This is a genomic window from Streptomyces sp. NPDC102441, assembly GCF_044765585.1.
Classification (GTDB): Bacteria; Actinomycetota; Actinomycetes; order Streptomycetales; family Streptomycetaceae; genus Streptomyces.
On record NZ_JBIWKH010000001.1, the window covers coordinates 658,330 to 681,708 of the forward strand.

At 71.4% G+C, this 23,379-nt stretch carries 24 protein-coding genes and 1 pseudogene; 11 read left to right on the top strand and 14 right to left on the bottom strand.

The annotated features are described in order from the left end of the window. Nucleotides 1-179: 179 nt before the first annotated feature. Both ACIREO_RS03050 and ACIREO_RS03055 read left to right on the top strand, forming a co-directional pair. Complete coding sequence (locus ACIREO_RS03050; protein ID WP_404104161.1) at nt 180-1,295, top strand: magnesium and cobalt transport protein CorA; 1,116 nt, start codon at nt 180-182, stop codon at nt 1,293-1,295. Nucleotides 1,296-1,330: 35 nt separating this feature from the next. Continuing rightward, nucleotides 1,331-1,849: a hypothetical protein gene (locus tag ACIREO_RS03055; protein ID WP_404104163.1), complete on the top strand. Its 519-nt coding sequence runs from the start codon at nt 1,331-1,333 to the stop codon at nt 1,847-1,849. Nucleotides 1,850-1,858: 9 nt separating this feature from the next. Here ACIREO_RS03055 and ACIREO_RS03060 read toward each other — a convergent pair whose 3' ends face one another. Continuing rightward, nucleotides 1,859-2,611 carry a hypothetical protein gene (locus tag ACIREO_RS03060; RefSeq protein WP_404104165.1) on the bottom strand — a complete coding sequence of 251 codons (753 nt, stop codon included), beginning with the start codon at nt 2,609-2,611 and terminating at the stop codon, nt 1,859-1,861. A gap of 173 nt (nt 2,612-2,784) precedes the next feature. Between ACIREO_RS03060 and ACIREO_RS03065 the strand changes: the two genes are divergently transcribed. Genes ACIREO_RS03065 through ACIREO_RS03075 form a run of 3 tightly spaced genes read left to right on the top strand, consistent with a single transcriptional unit; the run spans nt 2,785 to nt 5,786 of the window. Then, nucleotides 2,785-4,059: a magnesium transporter MgtE N-terminal domain-containing protein gene (locus ACIREO_RS03065; protein ID WP_404104168.1), complete on the top strand. Its 1,275-nt coding sequence runs from the start codon at nt 2,785-2,787 to the stop codon at nt 4,057-4,059. Next, nucleotides 4,049-4,609: a DUF1003 domain-containing protein gene (locus ACIREO_RS03070; RefSeq protein WP_404104171.1), complete on the top strand. Its 561-nt coding sequence runs from the start codon at nt 4,049-4,051 to the stop codon at nt 4,607-4,609. Before ACIREO_RS03065 ends, ACIREO_RS03070 begins: the two co-directional genes overlap by 11 nt. 43 nt (nt 4,610-4,652) lie before the next feature. Next, nucleotides 4,653-5,786, top strand: coding sequence for an Mrp/NBP35 family ATP-binding protein (locus ACIREO_RS03075; protein WP_404104173.1), 1,134 nt, complete (start codon nt 4,653-4,655; stop codon nt 5,784-5,786). Nucleotides 5,787-5,844: 58 nt separating this feature from the next. Here the strand turns inward: ACIREO_RS03075 and ACIREO_RS03080 are convergent, their stop codons facing one another. The 5 genes from ACIREO_RS03080 to sigE form a co-directional block, all read right to left on the bottom strand. Further along, a complete protein-coding gene (locus ACIREO_RS03080; RefSeq protein ID WP_404104175.1) occupies nt 5,845-6,507 on the bottom strand; it encodes a hypothetical protein in 663 nt (220 codons plus the stop codon). 126 nt (nt 6,508-6,633) lie between these two features. Then, nucleotides 6,634-7,143: a sec-independent translocase gene (locus ACIREO_RS03085; protein ID WP_404104178.1), complete on the bottom strand. Its 510-nt coding sequence runs from the start codon at nt 7,141-7,143 to the stop codon at nt 6,634-6,636. Between the two features lie 109 nt (nt 7,144-7,252). Further along, the gene (locus tag ACIREO_RS03090; protein WP_404104180.1) at nt 7,253-9,166 is read right to left on the bottom strand and encodes a trypsin-like peptidase domain-containing protein; all 1,914 of its coding nucleotides are present in this window, start codon (nt 9,164-9,166) and stop codon (nt 7,253-7,255) included. Nucleotides 9,167-9,255: 89 nt separating this feature from the next. Then, on the bottom strand, nt 9,256-10,233 hold the full coding sequence (locus ACIREO_RS03095) for a zf-HC2 domain-containing protein (RefSeq protein ID WP_404104182.1): 978 nt from the start codon (nt 10,231-10,233) through the stop codon (nt 9,256-9,258). Next, nucleotides 10,230-10,991, bottom strand: coding sequence for an RNA polymerase sigma factor SigE (gene sigE, locus ACIREO_RS03100; protein WP_250288661.1), 762 nt, complete (start codon nt 10,989-10,991; stop codon nt 10,230-10,232). Before sigE ends, ACIREO_RS03095 begins: the two co-directional genes overlap by 4 nt. A gap of 178 nt (nt 10,992-11,169) precedes the next feature. Between sigE and ACIREO_RS03105 the strand changes: the two genes are divergently transcribed. Then, nucleotides 11,170-11,835, top strand: a complete 666-nt coding sequence (locus ACIREO_RS03105; RefSeq protein ID WP_404104184.1) for an O-methyltransferase — start codon at nt 11,170-11,172, stop codon at nt 11,833-11,835. A 97-nt stretch (nt 11,836-11,932) separates the two neighbouring features. Here ACIREO_RS03105 and ACIREO_RS03110 read toward each other — a convergent pair whose 3' ends face one another. Next, on the bottom strand, nt 11,933-12,100 hold the full coding sequence (locus ACIREO_RS03110; protein WP_003966491.1) for a DUF3117 domain-containing protein: 168 nt from the start codon (nt 12,098-12,100) through the stop codon (nt 11,933-11,935). Nucleotides 12,101-12,414: 314 nt separating this feature from the next. Between ACIREO_RS03110 and ACIREO_RS03115 the strand changes: the two genes are divergently transcribed. Continuing rightward, nucleotides 12,415-13,215 (top strand): enoyl-CoA hydratase/isomerase family protein, encoded by an 801-nt coding sequence (locus tag ACIREO_RS03115; RefSeq protein WP_404104187.1) that lies wholly within the window; start codon nt 12,415-12,417, stop codon nt 13,213-13,215. A 2-nt stretch (nt 13,216-13,217) separates the two neighbouring features. Here the strand turns inward: ACIREO_RS03115 and ACIREO_RS03120 are convergent, their stop codons facing one another. From ACIREO_RS03120 to ACIREO_RS03130, 3 genes are all read right to left on the bottom strand, one after another. Then, nucleotides 13,218-13,802, bottom strand: a complete 585-nt coding sequence (locus ACIREO_RS03120; protein WP_404104189.1) for a DNA-3-methyladenine glycosylase I — start codon at nt 13,800-13,802, stop codon at nt 13,218-13,220. After that, nucleotides 13,799-14,191, bottom strand: a complete 393-nt coding sequence (locus ACIREO_RS03125; protein WP_404104483.1) for a DivIVA domain-containing protein — start codon at nt 14,189-14,191, stop codon at nt 13,799-13,801. Before ACIREO_RS03125 ends, ACIREO_RS03120 begins: the two co-directional genes overlap by 4 nt. Before the next feature lie 63 nt (nt 14,192-14,254). Continuing rightward, nucleotides 14,255-15,673, bottom strand: coding sequence for a PLP-dependent aminotransferase family protein (locus tag ACIREO_RS03130; RefSeq protein ID WP_404104192.1), 1,419 nt, complete (start codon nt 15,671-15,673; stop codon nt 14,255-14,257). A 130-nt stretch (nt 15,674-15,803) separates the two neighbouring features. Between ACIREO_RS03130 and folP the strand changes: the two genes are divergently transcribed. Then, complete coding sequence (gene folP / locus ACIREO_RS03135) at nt 15,804-16,676, top strand: dihydropteroate synthase (protein WP_404104195.1); 873 nt, start codon at nt 15,804-15,806, stop codon at nt 16,674-16,676. Between the two features lie 47 nt (nt 16,677-16,723). Here folP and ACIREO_RS03140 read toward each other — a convergent pair whose 3' ends face one another. Continuing rightward, complete coding sequence (locus ACIREO_RS03140) at nt 16,724-17,509, bottom strand: TIGR00730 family Rossman fold protein (RefSeq protein WP_404104197.1); 786 nt, start codon at nt 17,507-17,509, stop codon at nt 16,724-16,726. Nucleotides 17,510-17,594: 85 nt separating this feature from the next. Beyond that, a complete protein-coding gene (dapE, locus tag ACIREO_RS03145; RefSeq protein WP_404104200.1) occupies nt 17,595-18,674 on the bottom strand; it encodes a succinyl-diaminopimelate desuccinylase in 1,080 nt (359 codons plus the stop codon). 461 nt (nt 18,675-19,135) lie between these two features. On the opposite strand from dapE, the pseudogene ACIREO_RS03150 reads away from it, so the two are divergent. Further along, nucleotides 19,136-19,414, top strand: a pseudogene (locus ACIREO_RS03150) (ATP-binding protein); the annotation flags it as partial. Between the two features lie 170 nt (nt 19,415-19,584). Here ACIREO_RS03150 and dapC read toward each other — a convergent pair. Both dapC and fdxA read right to left on the bottom strand, forming a co-directional pair. After that, nucleotides 19,585-20,691 (bottom strand): succinyldiaminopimelate transaminase, encoded by a 1,107-nt coding sequence (gene dapC, locus ACIREO_RS03155; protein ID WP_404104202.1) that lies wholly within the window; start codon nt 20,689-20,691, stop codon nt 19,585-19,587. Nucleotides 20,692-20,847: 156 nt separating this feature from the next. Further along, nucleotides 20,848-21,168 (bottom strand): ferredoxin, encoded by a 321-nt coding sequence (gene fdxA / locus ACIREO_RS03160; RefSeq protein WP_014154250.1) that lies wholly within the window; start codon nt 21,166-21,168, stop codon nt 20,848-20,850. Between the two features lie 117 nt (nt 21,169-21,285). On the opposite strand from fdxA, the gene ACIREO_RS03165 reads away from it, so the two are divergent. Both ACIREO_RS03165 and ACIREO_RS03170 read left to right on the top strand, forming a co-directional pair. Further along, on the top strand, nt 21,286-22,287 hold the full coding sequence (locus ACIREO_RS03165) for a GNAT family N-acetyltransferase (protein WP_404104204.1): 1,002 nt from the start codon (nt 21,286-21,288) through the stop codon (nt 22,285-22,287). A gap of 29 nt (nt 22,288-22,316) precedes the next feature. After that, on the top strand, nt 22,317-23,180 hold the full coding sequence (locus ACIREO_RS03170) for a tetratricopeptide repeat protein (RefSeq protein WP_404104206.1): 864 nt from the start codon (nt 22,317-22,319) through the stop codon (nt 23,178-23,180). Nucleotides 23,181-23,379: the final 199 nt, after the last annotated feature.

Here is a 23,379-nt window from a genome sequence, read left to right on the forward strand (position 1 = left end):
TCGCCGGACGTCATCACGGCAGTTCGCGCACCGGAAGAGCCCCGCGTTTTTGCCTGTCTGTAGCGAACGCCGTCATCGTGCCCACGCGGTGCCGCCCGCTTTGCGGACGTGAGCGCACGTCCCCATTCCGGGCTGTTCCACGTGCCCACCCGACGGCCCTCCGTGAAGAGGAGCCAGCCATGTCGATGATCCGTGACCTGCGCGCCGCCGTGCGCCCGTCCCTGCGCAAGAGCAACACCCCGTACAACAGCTACGACGCCACCCGTGACCCCTCCGCCTCCAGCGCCGTCGTCGACTGCGCGGTCTACCGGGACGGGCGCCGGATCACCGAGGCCTCCTGCCTGACGCCGCGCGAGGCGATGCTGCGTGTACGGGAGGAGGGCGGCTTCGCCTGGATCGGCCTGCACGAGCCGACCGAGGAGGAATTCGCCGGTATCGCCCGGGAGTTCGGCCTCCACCCGCTCGCCGTCGAGGACGCCGTCCACGCCCACCAGCGGCCGAAGCTGGAGCGGTACGACGACACGCTGTTCACTGTCTTCAAGACGATCCACTACGTCGAGCACGCCGAACTGACGGCGACCAGCGAGGTCGTCGAGACCGGTGAGGTGATGTGCTTCACCGGACGGGACTTCGTGATCACCGTCCGGCACGGCGGGAAGGGTTCGCTGCGCGCCCTGCGCCACCGGCTCCAGGAGGACCCCGAGCTGCTCTCCAGGGGCCCCTCCGCCGTGCTGCACTCCATCGCCGACCATGTCGTGGACGGCTACATCGCGGTGGCGGCCTCGGTGCAGGACGACATCGACGAGGTGGAGATCGACGTGTTCTCCACTCCCGCGAAGGGAACCCCTCGCGGGTCGGACGCGGGCCGGATCTACCAGCTGAAGCGCGAGGTGCTGGAGTTCAAGCGCGCCGTGTCGCCGCTGCTGCGGCCTATGCAGCTGCTGAGCGAGCGCCCCATGCGGCTGGTCGACCCCGACATCCAGAAGTACTTCCGCGATGTCGCCGACCACCTGGCCCGCGTGCACGAAGAGGTCATCGGCTTCGACGAGCTGCTCAACTCGATCCTCCAGGCCAACCTGGCGCAGGCGACCGTCACGCAGAACGAGGACATGCGCAAGATCACGTCCTGGGCGGCGATCATCGCCGTACCGACGATGATCTGCGGGGTGTACGGCATGAACTTCAAGCACATGCCCGAACTCCGGTGGACGTACGGCTATCCGATGGTGCTGGCGCTCATCGGTGTCGTCTGCTTCTCCATCCACCGCACCCTCAAGCGCAACGGCTGGCTCTGAGGAGAGCGCGACGACCGGCTCGATAGAGTTCGGGCATGACTGCTGCTGGCGTACTGCTTGCCCGGGCTCTCGTCGAGGAGGCCACCAAGAAGTCCGGCCTGATCTGGGTGCGCGGCACCGGCGCGTCCCGGGCGCTGTGGCACCTCTGGCACGAGGGTGCGGCCGTGCTCGTCGGGGACGGCCCCGGGGAGCAGCCGCTGCCCGTCGGGCTGGACGCCGGCGCCACCGCCGAGGTGACCGTGCGCAGCAAGGACAAGGGGGGCAGGCTCGTCACCTGGAGCGCCGCCGTCGCCGTGCTGGAGCCGCACTCCGAGGAGTGGGAGGCGGCGGTCGGCGAGCTCAGGGGAAAACGGCTGAACGCCCCGGACGCCGACCGGCTGACGGAGCGCTGGGCACGTGAGTGCCGGGTCGTGCGGCTGACTCCCGGCGACTCCCGCACGGACCTGCCTGACACCTCGCTGGCCGCACCGCCGCTGCCCACCGGGGCGACCACACGGCACACGGCGCCCGCCGCACTCCCCCGGCTGCTGCTGAAGCGCCGCGGGAAACGCTGACCTGCCCCGTCAGCCGGAGGACCTGGGCAGCTCGCCGCCGTAGTCGACGGTGTCGTCCTCGGCCGGCGCCTCCAGCGGGAACGGCTTGCCCCAGTCGGCGAGCGTGACGGTCCCGCCGCCGCCGCCTCGGGCCACACGCAGGGGATACGGAGTGCCCTTGAGGGAGACGTCCAGTGCGCCCCCCTCGCCCTTTCCGCCCATGATCTGCACAGTGCGCACCCCGTCGATCGTGTCCCGGTCGCCCTTGTTGATCTTCCCGTGCAGGGCCAGCATCCCGTCGAGGAGCGTCTTCTTCTCGGTGAAGCCGCGCAGCTGCTGGTAGGTGGGGTCGTCCTCGGGCACCTTCACGTACTTGCCGTCCAGCTTGTCAGCGGCCTGGTCGCTCTCGTCGTCGGCCTTCTCGTCCTTCCAGAAGCCCGCGTCGGCCTTGAGGAAGAGCTCGTCACCGATGCGCAGCAACGCGAACGTGTTCTGCTTCGACGTGACCGAACCTGTGCTGCCCTTGCCGCTGAGCTGCATGTTCATGGTGTAGGTCCCGCCCTTGCTGACCAGTTTGCCCGTCAGCCGCACCGCGTCCGCGCCGTCGGCGGCGGCCAGCGCCTTCTTCTCGATCTGCGAGGGCGTCAGTTTGCCGACGCCGTTGGTCCCCTTGTCCGGGTCTTCTTCCGCGCAGGCAGTGAGGGCGACGGTCAGCCCCGCGCAGAGCACCACGGCGAAAGCGGTCCGGCGGCGGGCCCGGACGGCCGGGGCGGAAGAGGTCACAGGCGCACTGCCTCTCATCTGTGTGTCTGGGGTTGGCAGACGGCAGCGTACCCGTGCCGCGTACGCCGTTCGGCAGAGCTCCGTACGGACGGCCCGCCAGGGCGTCACGGACCGGTACGGGCTAGCCTGATCACGGCAAAGGAGGATGTCGGGGACAGAGGGAGGCGCACAGGATGGCGGCAGTCACTCCCAGGGTCTTCGTCTCGCATCTCGCCGGCGTACCTGTGTTCGACCCAAATGGTGATCAGGTCGGCCGGGTCCGCGATCTGGTGGCGATGCTCCGGGTCGGCGGCAAGCCGCCACGGCTGCTCGGCATGGTCGTCGAGGTCGTGAGCCGGCGGCGCATCTTCCTTCCGATGACCCGGGTGACGGGGGTCGAGTCGGGCCAGGTCATCACGACCGGCGTGGTCAACATGCGGCGCTTCGAGCAGCGCCCGACCGAGCGACTCGTTCTCGGCGAGTTCCTTGACCGGCGGGTCCGCCTCAAGGAGACGGACGAGGAGGTGACCGTCCTCGACGTCGCCATCCAGCAGCTCCCGGCCCGCCGCGACTGGGAGATCGACAAGTTCTTCGTGCGCAAGGGACGCGGCGGAGCCCTCCGCCGCAAGGGCGAGTCGCTGACCGTGGAGTGGTCGGCCATCAGCGGCTTCTCGCTGGAGGAGCACGGGCAGGGCGCCGAGAGCCTGGTGGCGACCTTCGAGCGGCTCCGCCCGACCGATGTCGCCAACGCCCTGCACCATCTGACACCCAAACGCCGTGCCGAGGTCGCCGCGGCCCTGGACGACGACCGGCTCGCGGACGTCCTGGAGGAGCTCCCCGGTGACGACCAGGTGGAGATCCTCGGCAAGCTGGCGGAGGACCGCGCCGCGGACGTCCTGGAGGCGATGGACCCGGACGACGCGGCCGACCTGCTCTCGGAGCTGCCGGAGGCGGACAAGGAACGCCTGCTGGCCCTGATGCGGCCGGACGACGCGGCCGACGTGCGGCGACTGCTGTCGTACGAGGAGAGGACCGCGGGCGGGCTGATGACGACCGAGCCGATCATCCTGCGGCCCGACGCGACGGTCGCGGACGCGCTGGCCAGGGTCCGCCAGCAGGACCTGTCCCCCGCGCTCGCCGCCCAGGTGTACGTCTGCAGGTCGCCGGACGAGACCCCCACCGGCAAGTACCTGGGCACCGTGCATTTCCAGCGGCTGCTGCGGGATCCGCCGTTCACCCTGGTCAGCTCGATCGTCGACAGCGATCTGGTCCCCCTGGCACCGGACACCCCGCTGCCCGCGGTGACCAGCTATCTGGCCGCGTACAACATGGTCTCGGTGCCCGTGGTGGACGAGAGCGGCTCGCTGCTGGGCGCGGTGACCGTCGACGACGTGCTGGACCACCTGCTGCCCGAGGACTGGCGCGAGACGGATTTCCTGGGCGAGGAGGAGATCACCGGTGGCCGCTGAGGACCGTGCGAGGGCCGTGCCGACGGGTGCCTCGGGCCTCGTGCGCCCGCCGCGTCCCCGGCTCGACCAGCCGAAGGCACCGCGGCGCCGGCTGCTGCCCGAGTACGACCCGGAGGCGTTCGGCCGGTTCTCCGAGCGCATCGCCCGGTTCCTGGGCACAGGACGGTTCATCGTCTGGATGACGCTGATCATCATCCTGTGGGTGGTGTGGAACATCTTCGCGCCGGAGGAACTGCGGTTCGACCAGTACCCCTTCATCTTCCTGACCCTGATGCTGTCGCTCCAGGCCTCCTACGCGGCCCCGTTGATCCTCCTCGCGCAGAACCGCCAGGACGACCGCGACCGGGTCACCCACGAGCAGGACCGCAAGCAGAACGAGCGCTCGATCGCGGACACGGAGTTCCTCAGCCGGGAGATCGCCGCGCTCCGGATGGGTCTCGGGGAGGTCGCCACGCGGGACTGGATCCGGTCGGAGCTGGAGACCCTGGTGAAGGACATGGAGGAGCGCCGGATCCTCACTCACGTCGAGAGTGACGAAGGCGACCGCTGAGGCGTTACCCACGCGTAGCCCCTAGCGCCGTACCATCGTCCCTATGGCTACGGAAGACGCGGTGCGCGAAGCGCTGGCGACAGTGAACGACCCGGAGATCCACCGACCGATCACCGAGCTGGGCATGGTGAAGTCGATCGAGATCGATCCTGACGGTGTAGTCGCTGTCACCGTGTACCTCACGGTTTCCGGCTGCCCGATGCGCGAGACGATCACCAAGAACGTGACCGACGCGGTGGCCCTCGTCGAGGGCGTGTCGCGGGTCGAGGTCACTCTCGACGTGATGAGCGACGAACAGCGCAAGGAGCTCGCCTCGTCACTGCGCGGCGGCACCGCCGAGCGGGAGGTGCCGTTCGCCCAGCCCGGTTCACTGACCCGGGTCTACGCGGTCGCGTCCGGCAAGGGCGGCGTCGGCAAGTCCTCGGTGACGGTGAACCTCGCGGCGGCGATGGCGGCCGACGGCCTCAAGGTCGGTGTGGTCGACGCGGACATCTACGGGCACAGCGTGCCCCGGATGCTCGGCGCGGCCGGCAAGCCCACCCAGGTCGAGAACATGATCATGCCGCCGTCCGCCCACGGCGTGAAGGTGATCTCCATCGGCATGTTCACCCCGGGCAACGCCCCGGTGGTCTGGCGCGGCCCCATGCTGCACCGCGCGCTGCAGCAGTTCCTCGCCGATGTGTACTGGGGCGACCTGGACATCCTGCTGCTCGACCTGCCGCCGGGCACCGGTGACATCGCGATCTCCGTGGCGCAGCTCGTCCCGAACGCCGAGATCCTCGTCGTCACGACCCCGCAGCAGGCCGCTGCCGAGGTGGCCGAGCGGGCAGGCTCGATCGCCGTGCAGACCCACCAGAAGATCGTCGGCGTCGTCGAGAACATGTCGGGCATGCCGTGCCCGCACTGCGACGAGATCATCGACGTCTTCGGTACGGGCGGCGGACAGCGGGTCGCCGAGGGGCTGACGAAGACGGTCGGCGCCGAGGTGCCTGTGCTCGGGTCCATCCCGATCGACGTACGGCTGCGTGAGGGCGGCGACGAGGGCAAGCCCGTCGTCCTGTCGGACCCGGACTCCGCCGCGGGCGCCGCGCTGCGATCCATCGCCGACAAGCTGAGCGGCCGTCAGCGCGGCCTGTCGGGCATGTCGCTGGGACTCACCCCGCGCAACAAGTTCTGAGCGTCGTACGGGCGGGGACGGCCTCCTGGAGAGGCGTCCCCACCCGTACGCGTGTGCCTCAGTTCTCGTACGAAGCGATGTCGCCGATCACCGCGAATCCCAGGCCGTAGGCGCTCATGCCGCGTCCGTACGCGCCGATGTGCACCCCGTCGGGGGCCGAGCCCGCGAGCACCCAGCCGAACTCGGACTCGCGGTAGTGGAAGTCCACCGGCACGCCGTCCACCGGCAGGGACAGCGTCGACCACAAGTCCCGGCCGAGATCGTCCGCGAGTTCGAACGCAGTCTCGGTCTGCTGGTTCAGCCATTCGCCACGCAGGGTGTGGTCCATCTGCGGGGGCCAGGTGCAGTCCAGCAGGCCGGAGCCCGCCAGCCAGGCCGCCGACGAGACCGTGGTGGCGTCCAGTACCCCCGTACCGTCGTCGCTGTCCCGCACGGGGCTGCTGCCCACGGTCACGACCACCGCGAAACGCGCCTTCTCAGCCCCGGCGTCGGCCCGTACGACGGGCTCCTCGCCGTGCCCGGTGGAACCGTGCTGCACCGTGTCGTCCGCCGCGGCGGTGACATGCATCAGCCAGCGCGGACCCGTGAAGGCCTCGTCCAGCCCGTACCAGGGGAACGGCGCCTTGAGATAGCCGTCGACAGTACGCCGGGTCGCCGGCACCCCCTCTGCGGTGACTGTGCTGGGCGCACCATCCGCCCCTACCCGACTCGTCGTCTCCATCTGCCCGGCCGCCTCCTCGATCTTTCACTGATCCGGAGCGGCCCTCCCCCCGTGGGCATGGGCAACCTCGCTACCGGACAGATGGAGAATAGCCATACGGTCCGGACGAGTCGGGATTGACGGGTCTCAGGTGGCGTCTGCGTCGAAGGGCGGGCGCGCGTCCTCGGCCGACTGCGCGGGCTTCTTCAGGAGGTCCGGGGCCGACTGCGCGGGCTTCTTGAGGAGGTCCGGAGCCGCCGCGGCAGCGGCCGCACCGGGCACCGCCGCACCGGACGCCGCCGCGGCGGTGCCCGTGGACGAGGCGCTCTCGTGGCCGTTCACCGCGTCGGTGACCTCTGCCATCTCCTTGCGCAGGTCGAAGCTCTCGCGGATCTCCTTGAGCCCCAGGTCGTCGTTGCCGTCCATGAGCTGCTTACGGACGAACGTCTTGGGGTTGAGGTCCTCGAACTCGAAGTCCTTGAACTGCGGCCCGAGCTCCGAGCGGATGTCTTCCTTGGCACTGTCCGAGAACTCACGGATCTTGCGGATGGTGCGCGTGACGTCCTGGATGACCTTCGGCAGCTTCTCCGGACCGAATACGAGCACGGCGAGAACCACGAGCGTCAGCAGCTCGAGTGCGCCTATGTCATTGAACACCTTGCTGCTCCTCGTGTTCTCTGCGTGGTCTCCGCCGCCGGATCATCAGGGGCCCGGACCGCTCCACGGTACCCGGCGAAGCTGTCCGCGCGGTACCTGCCGGTGGCCGTCAGGTGCCGCTTGCCGAACCCAGCGTCAAAGTCATGGACAGGTCTTTGCCGCCGCGGGTCAGGATGAGCCCGAGCCGGTCACCGGGCCGGTGCGCACGGATCTTGACGATCAGTTCCTCGCCGCTGTGCACCCGCTGGCCCTCCACGTCGGTGATGATGTCGCCGGACCGGATGCCCGCCTCGTCGGCCGGGCCTCCCTCCGTCACCGCCGATCCGCCGTCGGCCACCTTCCCGCCGACCTTGGCTCCGTCGCCGGTGAACTCCATGTCCAGCGTGACGCCGATCACGGGGTGGGTGGCCTTGCCTGTGTTGATCAGCTCCTCGGCGACACGCTTGCCCTGGTTGATCGGTATCGCGAAGCCGAGGCCGATGGAGCCGGACTGGCCGCCGTCGAGACCTGATCCGCTGTCGGCCGCGCGGATCGCGCTGTTGATGCCGATGACCCGGGCCTCGGCGTCGACCAGAGGGCCTCCGGAGTTGCCCGGGTTGATCGGGGCGTCGGTCTGCAGGGCGTCGACGTAGCTGACGTCGGTGCCGTCGCCCTTCTCACCGCCCGCGGTGATGGGGCGCTGCTTCGCGCTGATGATGCCGGAGGTGACCGTGTTGGACAGGTCGAAGGGTGCGCCGATGGCCACCACAGGGTCGCCCACCTGGACGTTGTCGGAGTTTCCGAGCGGCAGCGGCTTGAGGCCCGAGACACCGGTCACCTTGACGACGGCCAGGTCGTAGCCGCTGTCCTTGCCGACTATCTCGGCCGGCGCGCTCTCCCCGCCGTTGAAGGTGACGGTGATGTCGCCGGTGGAACCCGCGGGGGCGACCACATGGTTGTTGGTGAGGATGTGGCCCTTGTCGTCGAGGACGAAGCCGGTGCCGGTGCCGGACTCGGCGGAGCCGTTGACATGCAGGGTGACCACGCTGGGCAGGGCGCTGGAGGCGATCCCGGCGACGCTGTCGGGGGCCCGGCCGCCGTCGTCCCGGCCGGACTGGGGCAGTTCGACGGTGGTCAGACCGCCGTTGCGCTCGACGTAGGCACCGATCCCGCCTCCGATCCCACCGGCTACGAGAGCGAGCAGTACGGCCCCGACGAGGACGGAACCCCGGCGTCCCCCGCGCGGGCGGGGATCCGTCCCCTGCCCGGGGTCGGGATGGCTCAGCGGCTGCTGCGGCGTCCCCCAGGGGTCGTACCGCAGCCACTGCGAGGGCTGGTGCGGGGCCTGCGGGATCTGGGGGGTCTGCGGGATCTGCGGGATCTGCGCGGGGGCCTGGGTGTGCTGGGCCGCCGCTTGCTGCTGCGGCACGGTGTGCGGCGGGGGCGCCCAGCCCTCGGCGCCTCCCTGACCGGCCGGAGCGGAGGCGGAGGCGGGCGGCGCCGCGGCCGCACCGTGCCCGTTCGTCCCCGCGTACGGCGGCGGTACGGGGGTCCCGTGGGCCGGAGTCGGCACCGGGCGCTGCACGGGCGGCGCGGGCGCCCATGGCCCCGGGCCCCCGTACGGCGGGGTGCTGTACTCGTCGGGCGCGTGCAGCGGCTGCGTACGGTGCGCCGCGGGCTCGGCGGCGGGGGGCGCGGGGGCCACCGGCTCGGTGACCGTCGGCGCCGGTGCTGCCTGCTCGACGGCCGCCGCCCCGGAGGTGTGGGGGCGGGCGGGCGGAGCGGGCATGAAATCGCGGGGCTCGTCCGACGGCTCGGGCGCAAACGGCCCGGCGGCCGGCGGCGCGGGCATGAAGTCGCCGTCCGTCTCGGGCGGTTCTCCGGCCGTGGGCGCGGCGGCTGCCGCCTCCCCGCGCGGGGGTGTCGTCCTCGCGCCCTCTTCGGCGACGGCCACCGCGTCCTCCGGACCGGCCGGACGGTTCCGTTCCGTAGAGGGACGGCTCCACCACTTCGTCTTCGGCCCGCTGGGCTTCCCGTCGTCCATGCTCTCCCCGCAACTGGCCCATGCACGCCTCACAGAGGCGTCCCTCCCGGAATTCAACCAGGTTTGCGAATCCGCGCGCAGGGTCCCGGTCAGCGCAGCGGGGTCAGCGGCATCGCACGGTCCTGCACCGGCGGGGCGGAGGCCGTCGTGGGCGGTCCGGACGGCTGCGGTTCCGCTCCCGCACGGAGCGCGGACGCGCGGAGCGCCGATGAGTACGGCGGCTCGGCGTCGGTCGGGCGTATGAGCGGCGGCACGGTCACGTTCAGGACGGGGAAGGCGAACGTGCCCCCGGTGAGAGCGGAGGTGCTCAGCAGCGAGGGCGCCGAAGCGGACACCGGCCGGACGGACGAGGACGGTGCGGCGCTCGGCCGGACATCCTGGCCCTCCCCGACGGTGAGGGCGCCGCCACCACTGCGGCTGGCCGTCGCGTCGGCACCGCCGGTCCGCTCCTCGGCGTCCAGCGGAGTCGTGCTGCTGCCCGCGCCCTCGGCGCTGAGCGGGGTCTCGGGGCTGTGGTCGAGCGGGAGGGAGCCACCCAGCGCGATGGCCGCGAGCGAGACCGCGCCGGCCGCGACGAACGCGAAGCGCCGGGCGCGCCAGGGAGACCGGTCGGGCTCCCGGGCCACGTCGTGGATACGGAAGCCGGTGCCGGACGCACCGCCCGGCAGTACGGCACTCGAGCCGTGAGCCGTGGGGAGATAGCCGAAGCCGTCGAGCGGGGAGCGTCCTGATCCCGGTGGCCCGCCGGGTTGCGGCACGGGGAAGATTCCCTCCCCGAAGCGGCGCCGGCCGTTCGAGCCGTCGTCGGGGCCCTCGTCATCGCCGCTGGGGCCCCCGGGGAGGCCCTGGAGGCGGGCAAGGAAGCCCTCGGAGGGTGAAGGGGCCGCGGATGTCGCGAAGGCGCTCTTCAGCCGCCGCTGGGCGTCGGCCTCGGCCTTGCAGCGGGCACAGGTCGCCAGATGGGCGAGGACCCGCTCCCGGGCATCGTGTTTGAGCTCGCCGTCGACAAGCGCGGCGAGCCGGTCCCCCAGATGCTGCTCCGCGGGGGTCGGACCTGTGCCGCTCACGCCGTTCCGCCCTCCCCTGCCAGGACCGCGTCCGCGAGGGAACGCTGCTCGGCGCGGGCCTCGGGCGAACGGTGCTTGAGCGCCTTGCGCAGGTGCGAGCGGCCGCGGTGGATGCGGCTGCGCACCGTGCCGAGCTTGACGCCGAGCGTGGCGGCGATCTCCTCGTACGAGAGGCCCTCGATGTCGCAGAGGACCACCGCGGCACGGAATTCGGGCGCGAGCGTGTCCAGCGCCTGCTGGACGTCCGCGTCGAAGTGCGTGTCGTTGAAGACCTGCTGCGGGGACGGCTCACGGCTCGGCAGCCGCTCGGCCGCGTCGTCGCCGAGGGAGTCGAAACGGATCCGCTGCTTGCGGCGGACCATGTCCAGGAAGAGATTCGTCGTGATCCTGTGCAGCCAGCCCTCGAAAGTGCCGGGCGTGTAGGTCGACAGCGACCGGAAGACGCGGACGAAGACTTCCTGGGTGAGGTCCTCGGCGTCGTGCTGGTTTCCCGTCAGCCGGTAGGCGAGGCGGTACACACGGGCGCTGTGGGTGCTGACGATCTCTTCCCATGAGGGCGGGGTCCACGCCTGGGAATCCGCATCTGATGCGAAGGTCGCGGTCGGTGCGGAAACGTTGGAAGAACGGTCAGCAATGTCGGTCACGGATTTCGGCTCACCCGCCGACCTGAGAAAGCGCCGCAGCGCACCTCTCCGATCCACAGGCGCAGCCGCACCTCCCCTATCGGCTCTGGTGGTGTCCAGTGGAGCCCCTACCATAGCCACCTCGCCCGTTAGCTCCGGATAAGCCTTTTTACCTGCTGGTGTCCCGGTGTCCCCGGGAGCAAGAGGCACATTCCGGACCGGGCCACAGGGCCCGGACCACGTGTTCTCCTCTGTCCCCTCATAACGCCCGGTCCCATCTGCGGGTTCCCGGGTCCAGCGGATACAGTCACCGTTGCGCCAACTACGGGGACAGGAGAGGGTCATTACCGCCAACCGGCAGACGAGCTGGGCATTCGCCGACGCCTTTGTCGCCGAGGAAGAAGCTCTGCTCTGGGCCCGGGACCGGGCCCAGGAGACAGGGCTCCGCCCGGTGTCGTCAGGCACCGGCGCGGCGCTGCGCCTGCTCGCTGCCACCGCGGACGCCAAAGCGGTGGCCGAGATCGGTACCGGAACCGGCGTGTCCGGTATCTATCTGCTGCAGGGCATGCGCCCGGACGGCGTACTCACCACCGTCGATCCGGAACCCGAGCGGCAGCAGTTCGCACGTGAGGCCTTCCGCGCCGCGGGCTTCGCCACGAACCGGGCCCGTTTCATCCCGGGGCGCGCCCTCGACGTCCTGCCACGGCTCGCGGACGGCGGATACGACCTCGTCTTCTGCGACGGCGACCGGCTCGAGAGCATGGACTGCCTCGCTGAATCGTTGCGCCTGCTGCGGCCGGGCGGCCTGGTCTGTTTCGAGGGCGTCTTCGCCGACGGCCGCACGATCGACTCCGCCGCACAGCCGGCCGAGGTGCTGCGCCTGCGCGAACTCCTGCGGGCCGTACGCGAGAGCCAGGAGCTCATGGCGACACTGCTGCCGGTGGGCGACGGCCTGCTGTGTGCGGTACGGCGCGGCTGACCGTACCCGGCGCGGGGGCCGGACCCGGCCCCCGACGCACTGCTGCCCCGGCACGGAATCCGTGCCGGGGCAGCAGTGAAGTGTGGGCGCCTCCGCCTCAGCCGACGACCTTCTTCAGCGCGTCACCGAGTGCATCGGCCTCGTCCGGAGTCAGCTCGACGACAAGCCGACCGCCGCCTTCGAGCGGAACGCGCATGACGATGCCCCGCCCCTCCTTTGTCACCTCGAGCGGGCCGTCGCCCGTCCGCGGCTTCATGGCCGCCATGCTCGTTCCCCTTCCTGAAACCAGCTCATCGCAGCCGGCGGCCCCATGACAGGTGCTGCCTCACCGGCGTCGAACACAATGCTTCCTCCGCATTATCCCGCATCAGAGACCCCGATGACCAACATCGGTCGGCATCGCTTCCGCAACGCGCTCTCTCATAACCACCCAATTCGGCGATCCGGCTGCAATACTGCGCCGCCGTCGGCCCTCAGCCGAGGTCCAATCGTTAGACGCAGGTCACATGTCCGGCCCGCCCGAAGTCCGCCATGCTTGCCTGGACAGGGACGACGCCGGACCCGCAAGGAGACCCCGCAATGGCTGACACGGTGCTCACAGACGTGAGCGACGGGCTCGCGACGATCACGATCAACCGCCCCGACGCGATGAACGCCATGAACACCGCCGCCAAGGTCGCACTCCGCGACGCCCTCGTGGCAGTCGCGGACGACCCCGCCGTGCGTGCGGTTCTGCTCACCGCCACCGGGCGCGCCTTCTGCGTCGGCCAGGACCTCAAGGAGCACGTCGCCAAGCTCTCCGAGGCCCGCGAGTCGGACGGCGGCAACGCGCTGAGCACGGTGCGGGAGCACTACAACCCCATCGTCCGCGCCCTCACCGAGATGGAGAAGCCCGTGGTCGCGGGGGTCAACGGAGTCGCCGCGGGGGCCGGTTTCGGATTCGCGCTCGCCGCCGACTACCGCGTGGCCGCCGACAGCGCGGCCTTCAACACGTCCTTCGCGGGTGTCGCGCTGACCGCCGACTCGGGGGTCTCCTGGACCCTGCCCCGGCTGATCGGCGCGAGCCGCGCCGCCGACCTGCTCCTCTTCCCGCGTTCGGTCTCCGCCCAGGAGGCGTACGAGCTGGGCATCGTGAACAAGGTGGTGCCCGCCGCCGACCTGGCGAAGGAGGCGCACGCGGTGGCCCGCGCCCTCGCGGACGGGCCGACGGTGGCGTACGCGGCCCTGAAGGCGTCCATGGCGTACGGCGCCGGGCACACGCTCGCCGAGGCGCTGGAGAAGGAGGACGAACTCCAGACGAAGGCGGGCGCGTCGCAGGACCACACGATCGCGGTCGAGGCGTTCCTCGCCAAGCAGCCGCCGAAATATCTCGGCCGGTAGACCTACCTGCCGCCGCCCCGGGCCACGCAGTCGGCCAGATGGTCGTCGACGAGGCCGCAGGCCTGCATCAGGGCGTAGGCGGTCGTGGGGCCGACGAAGCGGATGGACCGCTTCTTCAGCTCCTTGGCCAGCGCGGTGGATTCCGGGGTGACCGCCGGGACGTCACCGAGGACGCGCGGGGCAGGCCGCGTGGCCGGGTCCGGTGCGTACGACCAGATGAGCGCGTCCAGCTCGCCCTCGCCCCAGCCGGCCAGCACCTTGGCGTTGGCGAGCGCGGCGTCGATCTTCGCGCGGTTGCGGATGATTCCGGCGTCGGCGAGGAGACGCTCCTTGTCGGCGTCGGTGAACTCCGCCACGGCGGAGATCTCGAATCCGGCGAACGCGCTCCGGAAGCCCTCGCGGCGGCGCAGGATCGTCAGCCACGACAGCCCCGACTGGAACGCCTCGAGGCAGAGCCGCTCGAAGAGGGCGTCGTCGCCGTGGACGGGGCGGCCCCACTCGGTGTCGTGGTAGGCGAGGTAGTCCTCCGTGGACAGGCCCCACGGGCAGCGCAGGCGCCCGTCCGCCGCCGGTTCCGCGCCGCTCATCGGCCGCCCTCCCCGTCCTGCGGGCCGTCCCCGGCGGCCGGTGGCCCGCCCGGCCGCTTGAACAGGTCGGGGCCGTTCACAGCGGTGGCCTGGGCTCCGGCGAGCGCCGACTCCAGCTCGGCGATGTGGGCGTCCCGCTCCGCGAGCTCCGCCCCCAGCCTGCCGAGGGCCTCGTCCACGTCCGTCATGCGGTAGCCGCGCACGGCCATGGGCAGTCGCATGGCTTCGACATCGGCACGGCCGACGGGCCGGTTCGCGGGCAGCGGGTCGGTGAGCCGCTCGGGCTCGACGTCCCGAAGCACCGCGCTTCCGCCTCCACCGACGACCGCCAGGGTGACCGCGGCCACGACCACGACCATCGTGAGCAGCAAGAACCAGAACACGTGCATCTCCCAGGGAGCGGAATACCTGTCCAGATCAGATCGTGCCATGCGCCGCTGACAGTCAGGGCCTCACCACTGAACAGCCGGACCCAGCGCTTCCCGGAGGAGCGCGACTGCCGGAGGGATCTCCGTCTCGCTGATGTTTCCGTACCCGAGGACGAGCGCCCGCTGCCCCGGTCCCTCCGCGCGGTAGTCGTCGAGGTCCGTCAGCCGCAGCCCTGCGGCGGCCGCGGCCCGGACCGCCCCTTGGAGGCCTGCGCCGTCCGGCAGGTGGAGCACGATGTGCAGCCCGGCGGCGGTGCCGGAGACCCGGCCCTCCGGCACCTGGGCGCCGAGCGTCCGGACCAGCAGGTCGCGGCGGGAGCGGAACCGCCGTCGCGAGGCGCGCAGATGGGCGTCGTACCACCCGCGTTCGAGGAAGGTGGCGAGCGCGAGCTGGTCGAGTACCGGTGGTGCCGCGGCGACGGGGTTCGCCGCCCGGAGCGCCGGGGCCATCCCGGCGGGCGCGACCAGCCAGCCCAGGCCGAGGGCGGGCGACAGCGTCTTGCTGACCGAGCCGAGGAGGACGACCCGGCTCGGATCCATTCCCTGCATGACGGCGACCGGGTGGTGGTCGTAGCGGAACTCGGAGTCGTAGTCGTCCTCGATGACGAAGCCGCCCACCTCGCGGGCCCAGCGCACCAGGCGGGCCCGGCGCTCCGGGGAGAGCACCGTGCCGGTGGGGAACTGGTGTGCCGCGCCGACCACGACGGCCCTGGCAGGCGTGCGCGCGAGGTCCTCGACGCGGAGGCCGTCGTGATCCACGGGCACCGGGTGCACACGGAGGCCGGCGCTCGTCGCGGCGTCCCTCAGCCGCCCCCAGCCCGGGTCCTCCACGGCCAGGTCGGCGATCCCCTCGGCGCGCAGCGCCCGGCAGGTGCGGACCAGACCGTCGGTGACGCCGGCGCACACGGACACGGACTCGGCGTGCGCGTCCGCGCCGCGTGAGCGCCGCAGGTACTCCGCGACGGTGGTCCGCAGCACCAAGTGCCCGGTGGGGCCGGGCCGGCCGAGGTCGTAGTGGACGGCCGAGCCGGTCACCGTCCGGACGGCGTCCGCCCATCGGCGGCGCGGAAACGCCCGCAGGTCGGGAAGGCCGGGCGCGAGGTCGTACCGGATGGGCGGCCGCTCCGGTGCGCGCCGCGCGCGGGGCTGCGGCTGCGTGGTCTCCGGTGACCACGAGACACGCGTGGCGGAGCCCACCCGGGCGGAGAGATACCCCTCCGCGACGAGCTGTCCGTACGCCTCCGTCACGACCCAGCGGGAGCAGCCGAGTTCCTCGGCGAGCGCTCGGCTCGGTGGCACGGCGGCGCCCTCCGTGAGCCGCCCGTCCCGTATCGCGGTGCGCAGCGCGTGAGCCAGGCGATCGTGCAGGCGGCGCCGGCCGCGTTCCGGAAGGCCGATGTCCAGCAGTGTCGCCCACGCGTGATTGGTCTGGGAGACGTCCACGGTATTGGAGCGTAGCGCCGGGCCGAATCCGCCTACCGTGAGAATCATGATCGAACGCCTGGACTCCACGGTGTGACGCTCCGGCTGAGGGCCTAAAGTCGCAGGCGGGATCCAGGGAGAGGAAGAGGGAATGCGAAGCGGGGCGCTCAGGCTGGGGCGGCGGGAGTTCGGGCCGCACGAGCCGGTGATCATGGCGATCGTGAACCGGACTCCCGACTCCTTCTACGACCAGGGGGCGACGTTCCGCGACGAACCGGCGCTCTCCCGGGTCGAGCAGGCCGTCGCGGAGGGCGCGGCGATCGTCGACATCGGCGGGGTGAAGGCCGGACCCGGCGAGGAGGTGACGGCGCAGGAGGAGGCGCGCCGCACGGTCGGCTTCGTCGCCGAGGTACGCCGCCGCCACCCGGACGTCGTGATCAGCGTGGACACCTGGCGGCACGATGTGGGTGAGGCCGTCTGCGAGGCGGGGGCCGACGTGCTGAACGACGCGTGGGGCGGCGTCGACCCGAAGCTGGCAGAAGTGGCCGCGCGGTACGGAGCGGGGCTGGTGTGCACGCACGCGGGCGGCGCCGAGCCCCGTACGAGGCCGCACCGGATCGCCTACGACGACGTGATGGCGGACATCCTGCGCGTGACCCTGGATCTTGCCGAGAGGGCCGTGGAGCTCGGGGTCAGGCCGGACGGGATCATGATCGACCCGGGGCACGACTTCGGGAAGAACACCCGGCACTCGCTGGAGGCGACGCGCCGACTGGAGGAGATGACGGCCACGGGCTGGCCGGTGCTGGTCTCCCTCTCCAACAAGGACTTCGTCGGGGAGACCCTCGACAAGCCGGTCAAGGAACGCGTCATCGGCACGCTCGCGACGACGGCCGTGTCGGCATGGCTGGGGGCGCGGGTGTACCGGGTGCACGAGGTGGCCGAGACCCGGCAGGTCCTGGACATGGTGGCGTCCATCGCGGGCCACCGGGCGCCGGCGGTCGCGCGGCGGGGCCTGGCGTAGCCCCCTCGCCGGGGACCGCGGGGCGGGCGGGGCCCGCCCCGCGCCTGCTACCGGCCGACTTCCTTCGTCACCAGCCGGACCGCCTCGTCCACGTCGTCCGTGACGTGGAACAGCATCAGGTCCCGCTCGGACGCCTTGCCTCCCGCGACCACGGTGTCCCGCAGCCAGTCGACCAGGCCGCCCCAGTACGCCGTACCGAACAGGACGATCGGGAAGCGCGTCACCTTGCCCGTCTGCACCAGGGTCAGCGCCTCGAAGAGCTCGTCCAGCGTTCCCAGGCCGCCGGGCAGGACGACGAAGCCCTGCGCGTACTTCACGAACATCGTCTTGCGGACGAAGAAGTAGCGGAAATTGACGCCGATGTCGACATGTGGATTCAGCCCGGACTCGAAGGGCAGCTCGATGCCGAGTCCGACGGAGACGCCCTTGGCATCCCTGGCCCCCTTGTTCGCCGCCTCCATCGCACCGGGTCCACCGCCGGTGATGACGGCGAACCCCGCCTCGACCAGCGCCTTGCCGATCTGCACGCCCGCCTCGTAGTCCGGTCCGCCCGCCGGGGTGCGGGCCGAACCGAAGACGCTGATGGCGCTGGGAAGTTCCGCCAGCGCGCCGAATCCCTCCACGAACTCGGACTGGATCCGCATGACCCGCCAGGGGTCGGTGTGGACCCACTCCGAGTCGCCCTCGGAATCCAGCAGCCGCTGATCGGTCGTGCCCGGCTGGACCTGGTCCCTGCGGCGCAGTACCGGACCCAGTCGCTGTTCCTCGGGCTTCACCGCACCCTCGGGAATCTGTGCGCCCTCGGGGATCCGTGCGTCCTCCGGGTTGCCCATGACCTGCTCCCTCCGCCGACCTGCGATGTGCCTGTGTCGCTTCAGCCTAGATCGGCGGAGGTTACGTACAGGGGAATGCCATGAGTCAGCTGGTGAGCCACGAGCGAAGACGCTCCTCGCAGTGCGTGATCCTTTCGACCCGCACATGCTCGTCCCGCTTGTGCGCGAACAGCGGGTCACCCGGTCCGTAGTTCACCGCGGGGACACCCAGGGAGCCGAAACGCGACACGTCCGTCCAGCCGAACTTGGGCCGTGCGACGCCGCCGACCGCGTCCATGAACGCCTTGGCCGCCGGGTGCGAGAGACCGGGCATCGCGGCGCCGGTGTGGTCGTCCACGACGAACTCGGCGACCCCGCAGTCCGCGAAGACCTCCTCGACGTGCGCCTCGGCCTCCTCGGCCGTGATGTCGGGGGCGTAGCGGTAGTTGACGACCAGGGTGCAGGCGTCCGGGATGACGTTGGTGGCGACGCCGCCCTCGATGCCCACGGCGTTCAGCCCTTCGCGGTACTCCAGCCCGTCGATGACCGGGCGGCGCGGCTCGTACGCCGCCAGCCGGGCCAGCGCCGGGGCGGCCGCGTGGATCGCGTTCGACCCCATCCAGCCCCGTGCGGAGTGGGAGCGCTCGCCCGCGAACCGCAGATGGACGCGGAGGGTGCCCTGGCAGCCTCCCTCGACCTCGCCGTTGGAGCCCTCCAGGAGGACCGCGAAGTCCGCGTCGAGCCACTCGGGGTGAGCCTCGGCCACGTGCCCGAGGCCGTTGAGGTGGGCGGCGACCTCCTCGTTGTCGTAGAAGATGAACGTGAGGTCGCGGTTGGGCTCCGGCACCGTCGCCGCGATGCGCAGCTGGACGGCGACGCCCGACTTCATGTCGGAGGTTCCGCAGCCCCACAGCACGCCGTCGTCGTCGAGCCTGGACGGCACGTTGTCCGCGATCGGGACGGTGTCGATGTGCCCCGCCAGCACGACGCGCTCGGCACGGCCCAGCTGCGTCCTGGCCACGATGTTGTTGCCGTGGCGGTCGACGGTCAGGTGCGGCAGCGGGCGCAGGGCCGCCTCGATGGCGTCGGCGAGGTCCTTCTCCTGCCCGCTGACCGACGGGAAGTCGACCAGCCGTGCGGTGAGCTCCGGGCCGTCGAGCGCGAGATCGAGCGTGTGTCCATGCATGGCCACGAGCCTAAAGGACGCGTCGCGCGACCCTGGTCCCACTCTCCGGTACGGGCTTTCGCACCGCGGACCAGACCTCTCTCCCGTCGCGGCCGGCGGACGGAGCGTGAGGATCCGGTGCAACCGAGGCCCGAATGCGCCTCGCTCAGGAGTGCGCCCCGTCACCCGTACGGGCAATTCGGCGTCGACCGGAGCCCCGTCCCCCGCACCGTTTCCCCGCCCCTGCGGTCCGGAGGGATTTCCTTGCGCACACAGGGCAGTGACGGTTCATCAGGCGACGGCCCGATGCGCCGTTCGCCCGGGTTCCTCCGTTGCGGATTATCTGACGCATTACCCAGTCTTTGCCTTGGTGCCCCGCAACCTTCCCCGCCCCCGAACCGGTTGTTCAGTGCGTCCGATCACCGGACAGGCGGATTCCACATCCGCCGTGTACCCGTATGACGTCCCGCCGAAGGAGCATCATGTCCCTCCCCCTGACCCGCCGGATCGCCCGTGCCGCGCTGCTGATCGCCGCAGGCGCGGCCCCCGTGGTCGGCGCGGCCGGTGCCGCGGGTGCCGCGGGGCTCCCGCAGACCCCGGCGCTCGGCGGCCTCACCTCGCTCGACGGCGCCGGACTCAGCAGCACACTGGACTCCACCTCGAAGCAGGGCTCCGAGGTGGCGAACGAGACCGGCGGCAAGGTGGTCGGCACGGCCCTTCCCGCCGCGGGCAAGACTCTCGAGAAGGCCGGCACCGTGGCGGACGGCGAGCTGACGGAGGACACCCTCCCGACGAAGGGCCTGCCGCTCGGCTGACCAGCCGGACCACGCGCCGTGACGGGCGCACGAAGGGGCCTCGGGAGTGCGCACTCCCGAGGCCCCTCGGCGTACGGAGGTCCGCCCGAGGCCGTGTCCGCCCGGGCCGTGGCCGCCTAGGCCAGCCGCTTGACCGCCGCGTCCACGCGCTCGTCAGAGGCCGTCAGCGCCACCCGTACGAAGCGGTCGCCGGCCGGCCCGTAGAAGTCGCCCGGTGCCACGAGGATCCCGAGCTCCGCCAGACGCGCCACCGTCTCCCAGCAGGGCTCGTCGCGCGTGGCCCAGAGGTACAGGCTCGCCTCGCTGTGCTCGATCCGGAAGCCGTGGGCCTCCAGCGCCGCCCGCAGCACCGCGCGCCGCCGCGCGTAGCGTGCCCGCTGCTCCGCCACGTGCGCGTCGTCGCCCAGCGCCGCGACCGTCGCCGCCTGGACCGGGGCCGGCGTCATCATTCCGCCGTGCTTGCGGATCTGGAGCAGCTCGCCGAGGACGGCGGCGTCACCCGCGACGAAGGCCGCGCGGTAGCCGGCGAGGTTGGAGCGCTTGGAGAGCGAGTGGACGGCGACGATGCCCTCGTACGTGCCGCCGCAGACGTCCGCGTGGAGCACGGAGACGGGCTCGGCCTCCCAGCCGAGCTCCAGGTAGCACTCGTCGCTGAAGACCAGCACCCCGTGCTCACGCGCCCAGGCGACGATCCGGGTCAGCTCGTCCTTCGGCAGGACGCGGCCCGTCGGGTTGGAAGGGGAGTTGAGCCAGAGCAGCCTCAGACCTGCCGGGTCCAGCTCCGTCGGGTCGTCGTAGGCGACGGGCTCGGCGCCGCAGAGCCGGGCGCCGACCTCGTACGTCGGGTAGGCGAGCCTCGGGTAGGCGACCTTGTCGCCCGCACCGAGTCCGAGCTGGGTCGGCAGCCAGGCGACCAGTTCCTTGGAGCCGACGACCGGCAGCACGTTCTCGTGCCCGACCCCGGCCGCCGCGCCGAGCCTGCGCTCCACCCAGCCGGTCAGCGCGTCGCGCAGCGCCTCTGTCCCCCACACCGTCGGATAGCCGGGACTGTCCGCGGCGGCGATCAGCGCCTGCTGGATCAGCTCGGGCACCGGGTCGACGGGCGTGCCGACCGACAGGTCCACGAGGCCGTCCGGATGGGCCACGGCCGTCGCCTTGTAGGGCGCCAGCTTGTCCCAGGGGAAGACAGGGAGACGGGAGGAGACGGGCACTGCTGCGGACACGGAACTCTGCTTTCTCGTACGGGGGCGTGGCGGCCGGGAAACGCCGCGGTCCCGCACGGTGACAAGCCGTACGGGACCGGGTGGCGCTCGTGCTGCCGCTTGCGGCCTGTGGCCCGCGACAGGGAGCCGGCTCACTCCCTGTCGCGGGTGAGGTCGTTACTGGTTCTGCGGCGGCAGCGCGGCGATGAACGCGTGGTCGCGCTCGATGAGACCCAGCTTGGAGGCGCCGCCCGGGGAACCGAGGTCGTCGAAGAACTCGACGTTCGCCTTGTAGTAGTCCTTCCACTCCTCCGGGGTGTCGTCCTCGTAGAAGATGGCCTCGACCGGGCAGACCGGCTCACAGGCTCCGCAGTCGACACACTCGTCCGGATGGATGTACAAGGACCTGGAGCCCTCGTAGATGCAGTCGACGGGGCACTCTTCGATGCAGGCCTTGTCCTTTACGTCGACACAAGGCTGCGCGATGACGTAGGTCACGCTGTCGTTCCTCCTCGGTAGGGCGTTGGCTCTCGCGCGGGAGCGCGGCGTCGTCGATGCCCGCCCCTAGTATCTCCGTTCCGGGGCACGATCCGAACAGGAGGGGCAGACAGAGCTGTGGAATTCACCATCGGCGGACGGCTCGAGGTTCGCATAACACCCGCTGACGTGGGCAAACGCGTATCCGTGCGGCGCGTCGCCGACGGGCCCAGCGAGGGCCCGAAGTTCACCGACACGGTCGGGGTTCTCACATCGTGGGACGACGAAGTGGTGTCGGTCACGACGAGGAGCGGCGAAGTCGTCCGCATCGCGGAATCCGCACTGGTGGCGGGCAAAGTGGTGCCCGCGGCCCCGGCACGCCGCCGCGGTCCAGCCGCCTCCTTCGGCGAACTCGCCCTGGCGACCGCGCGTGCCTGGCAGCCCGTCGAGAGCGAACTCCTGGGCGACTGGCGGCTGCGCGCGGCCGGCGGATTCACCCGCCGCGCCAACTCCGTGCTGCCGCTCGGCGATCCGGGTCTTCCGCTCGGCGAGGCCCTCGGGCGTGTCCGCCGCTGGTACGGGGAACGGGGCCTGCCCGCCTGCATCCAGACCGCGACGGGCGCCGAGGGCACTCAGGAGCGGCTCTGCGCGGAGCTGGAGGAGCACGGGTGGCGGCGCGAGGTGACGGCCGAGGTGCGGATCGCGGCGCTCGCACCGGTCGGGGACCTGGACGCGGACGTCTCCGCCGTACGGACGGCCCGCGAGGCCGACGACGCGTGGCTCTCCCGCTACCAGCGCTTCGAGACGCCGGGACCCCATGTGCTGAAGGTGCTGGGCAGCGGCCCTTCGGTCTGGTTCGCCTCGGTGCCGGGCGAGGGCCCGGAAGGGCCGCCCGCCGCGATCGGTCGCTGTGTGGTGGACGGCCGCTGGGCCGGGTTCATGGCCGTCGAGGTGGCCCCGGAGCACCGGCGCCGCGGTCTCGCCACGGCCGTCATGACGGCGCTGGCCCGCACGGCGCTGGACGAGGGTGCCTCGGCGGCGTGGCTCCAGGTGGAGGCGGACAATGAAGGTGCCCGTGCGCTGTACGACGGCATGGGCTTCGCCACCCACCACCGCTACCACCACTTCCGGCCCGCGTAGCGGGACAGCAACAGGGGGACGTGTCACACATGAGCGCTGAGGATCCCGGCACGGCCGACGGCACGGCCGAACGACGGCGGCGGTTCGCCGAGGAGGCGCGCTCCGAACGGCCGGACCTCGCGCTGCTCTGTCTGCTGCTCGGCGCCGAGGCCGCCCCTCCGTCGCCCGGGGACGCCGATCCGTACGGCATCGACGCGGCCCAGATCGAGCTGGACCGGCTGGCCGGCCTCCTCCCGTACGGAGCCCGCGACGCCTGGGGGTGGGCCTCAGCGCTCGCCGGCCTGCTCGGCGAGGGCTGCGGCTTCGCGGGCTCGTCCCAGGACTACCAGCGGCTGGAGTCGTCGGTGCTCCAGCAGGTGCTGCGGCGCCGCAGGGGGCTGCCCATCCTGCTGTCCGTGGTCTGGATCGAGGTCGCCCGGAGGGCCGGGGCGCCCGTCTACGGGCTGGCCCTCCCGGGCCACTACGTGGTCGGTTTCGGTGATCCGGCCGAGCGGATTCTGGCCGACCCCTTCGCCGGTGGCACCCCGCTGAGCGGCGAGGACGCGGAGCTGATGGTGACGGGGGCGACCGGAGAACCGCCGTCGGCGAGGACCCACGTGCCCGCCAGGCCGCTGGAGACGGTGCTGCGGATCCTGAACAACATCAGGGCCTGGGCGGCGGCACGCCCCGAGCGTACGGACGTGGCGCTGTGGGCCCTCGAACTCTCCCTGCTGCTGCCCTCGCACCCCGCGAGGCTCCGCTACGAGCGGGCCCAGCTCCTCGTGCAGCGCGGGGAGTTCCTGCGCGGGGCGGCGGAGATGGACGAGTACGCGGAGATCGTCGACGGCATAGAGCCGACGGCGGCCGAGGCCATCCGCCACCGCGCCCAGGCCGCCAGGGCGCTGCTGAACTAGGGCCTCTCCTGCCCTGCAAGCGGTCACCCTGTGAACTCACCGGGGGCACCGTCTGCGCCCAAAGCATCCCAATTGCCTTACCACCGGCGCCATTTGTTGCCCGTACGGCGATCCGTCGAGGCTTCTGACGCACACCTCTTGACGTGTCCAGGGCGACAGCGGTTACATCGGCGACACGAGAGAGCGCTCTCTCACCCTC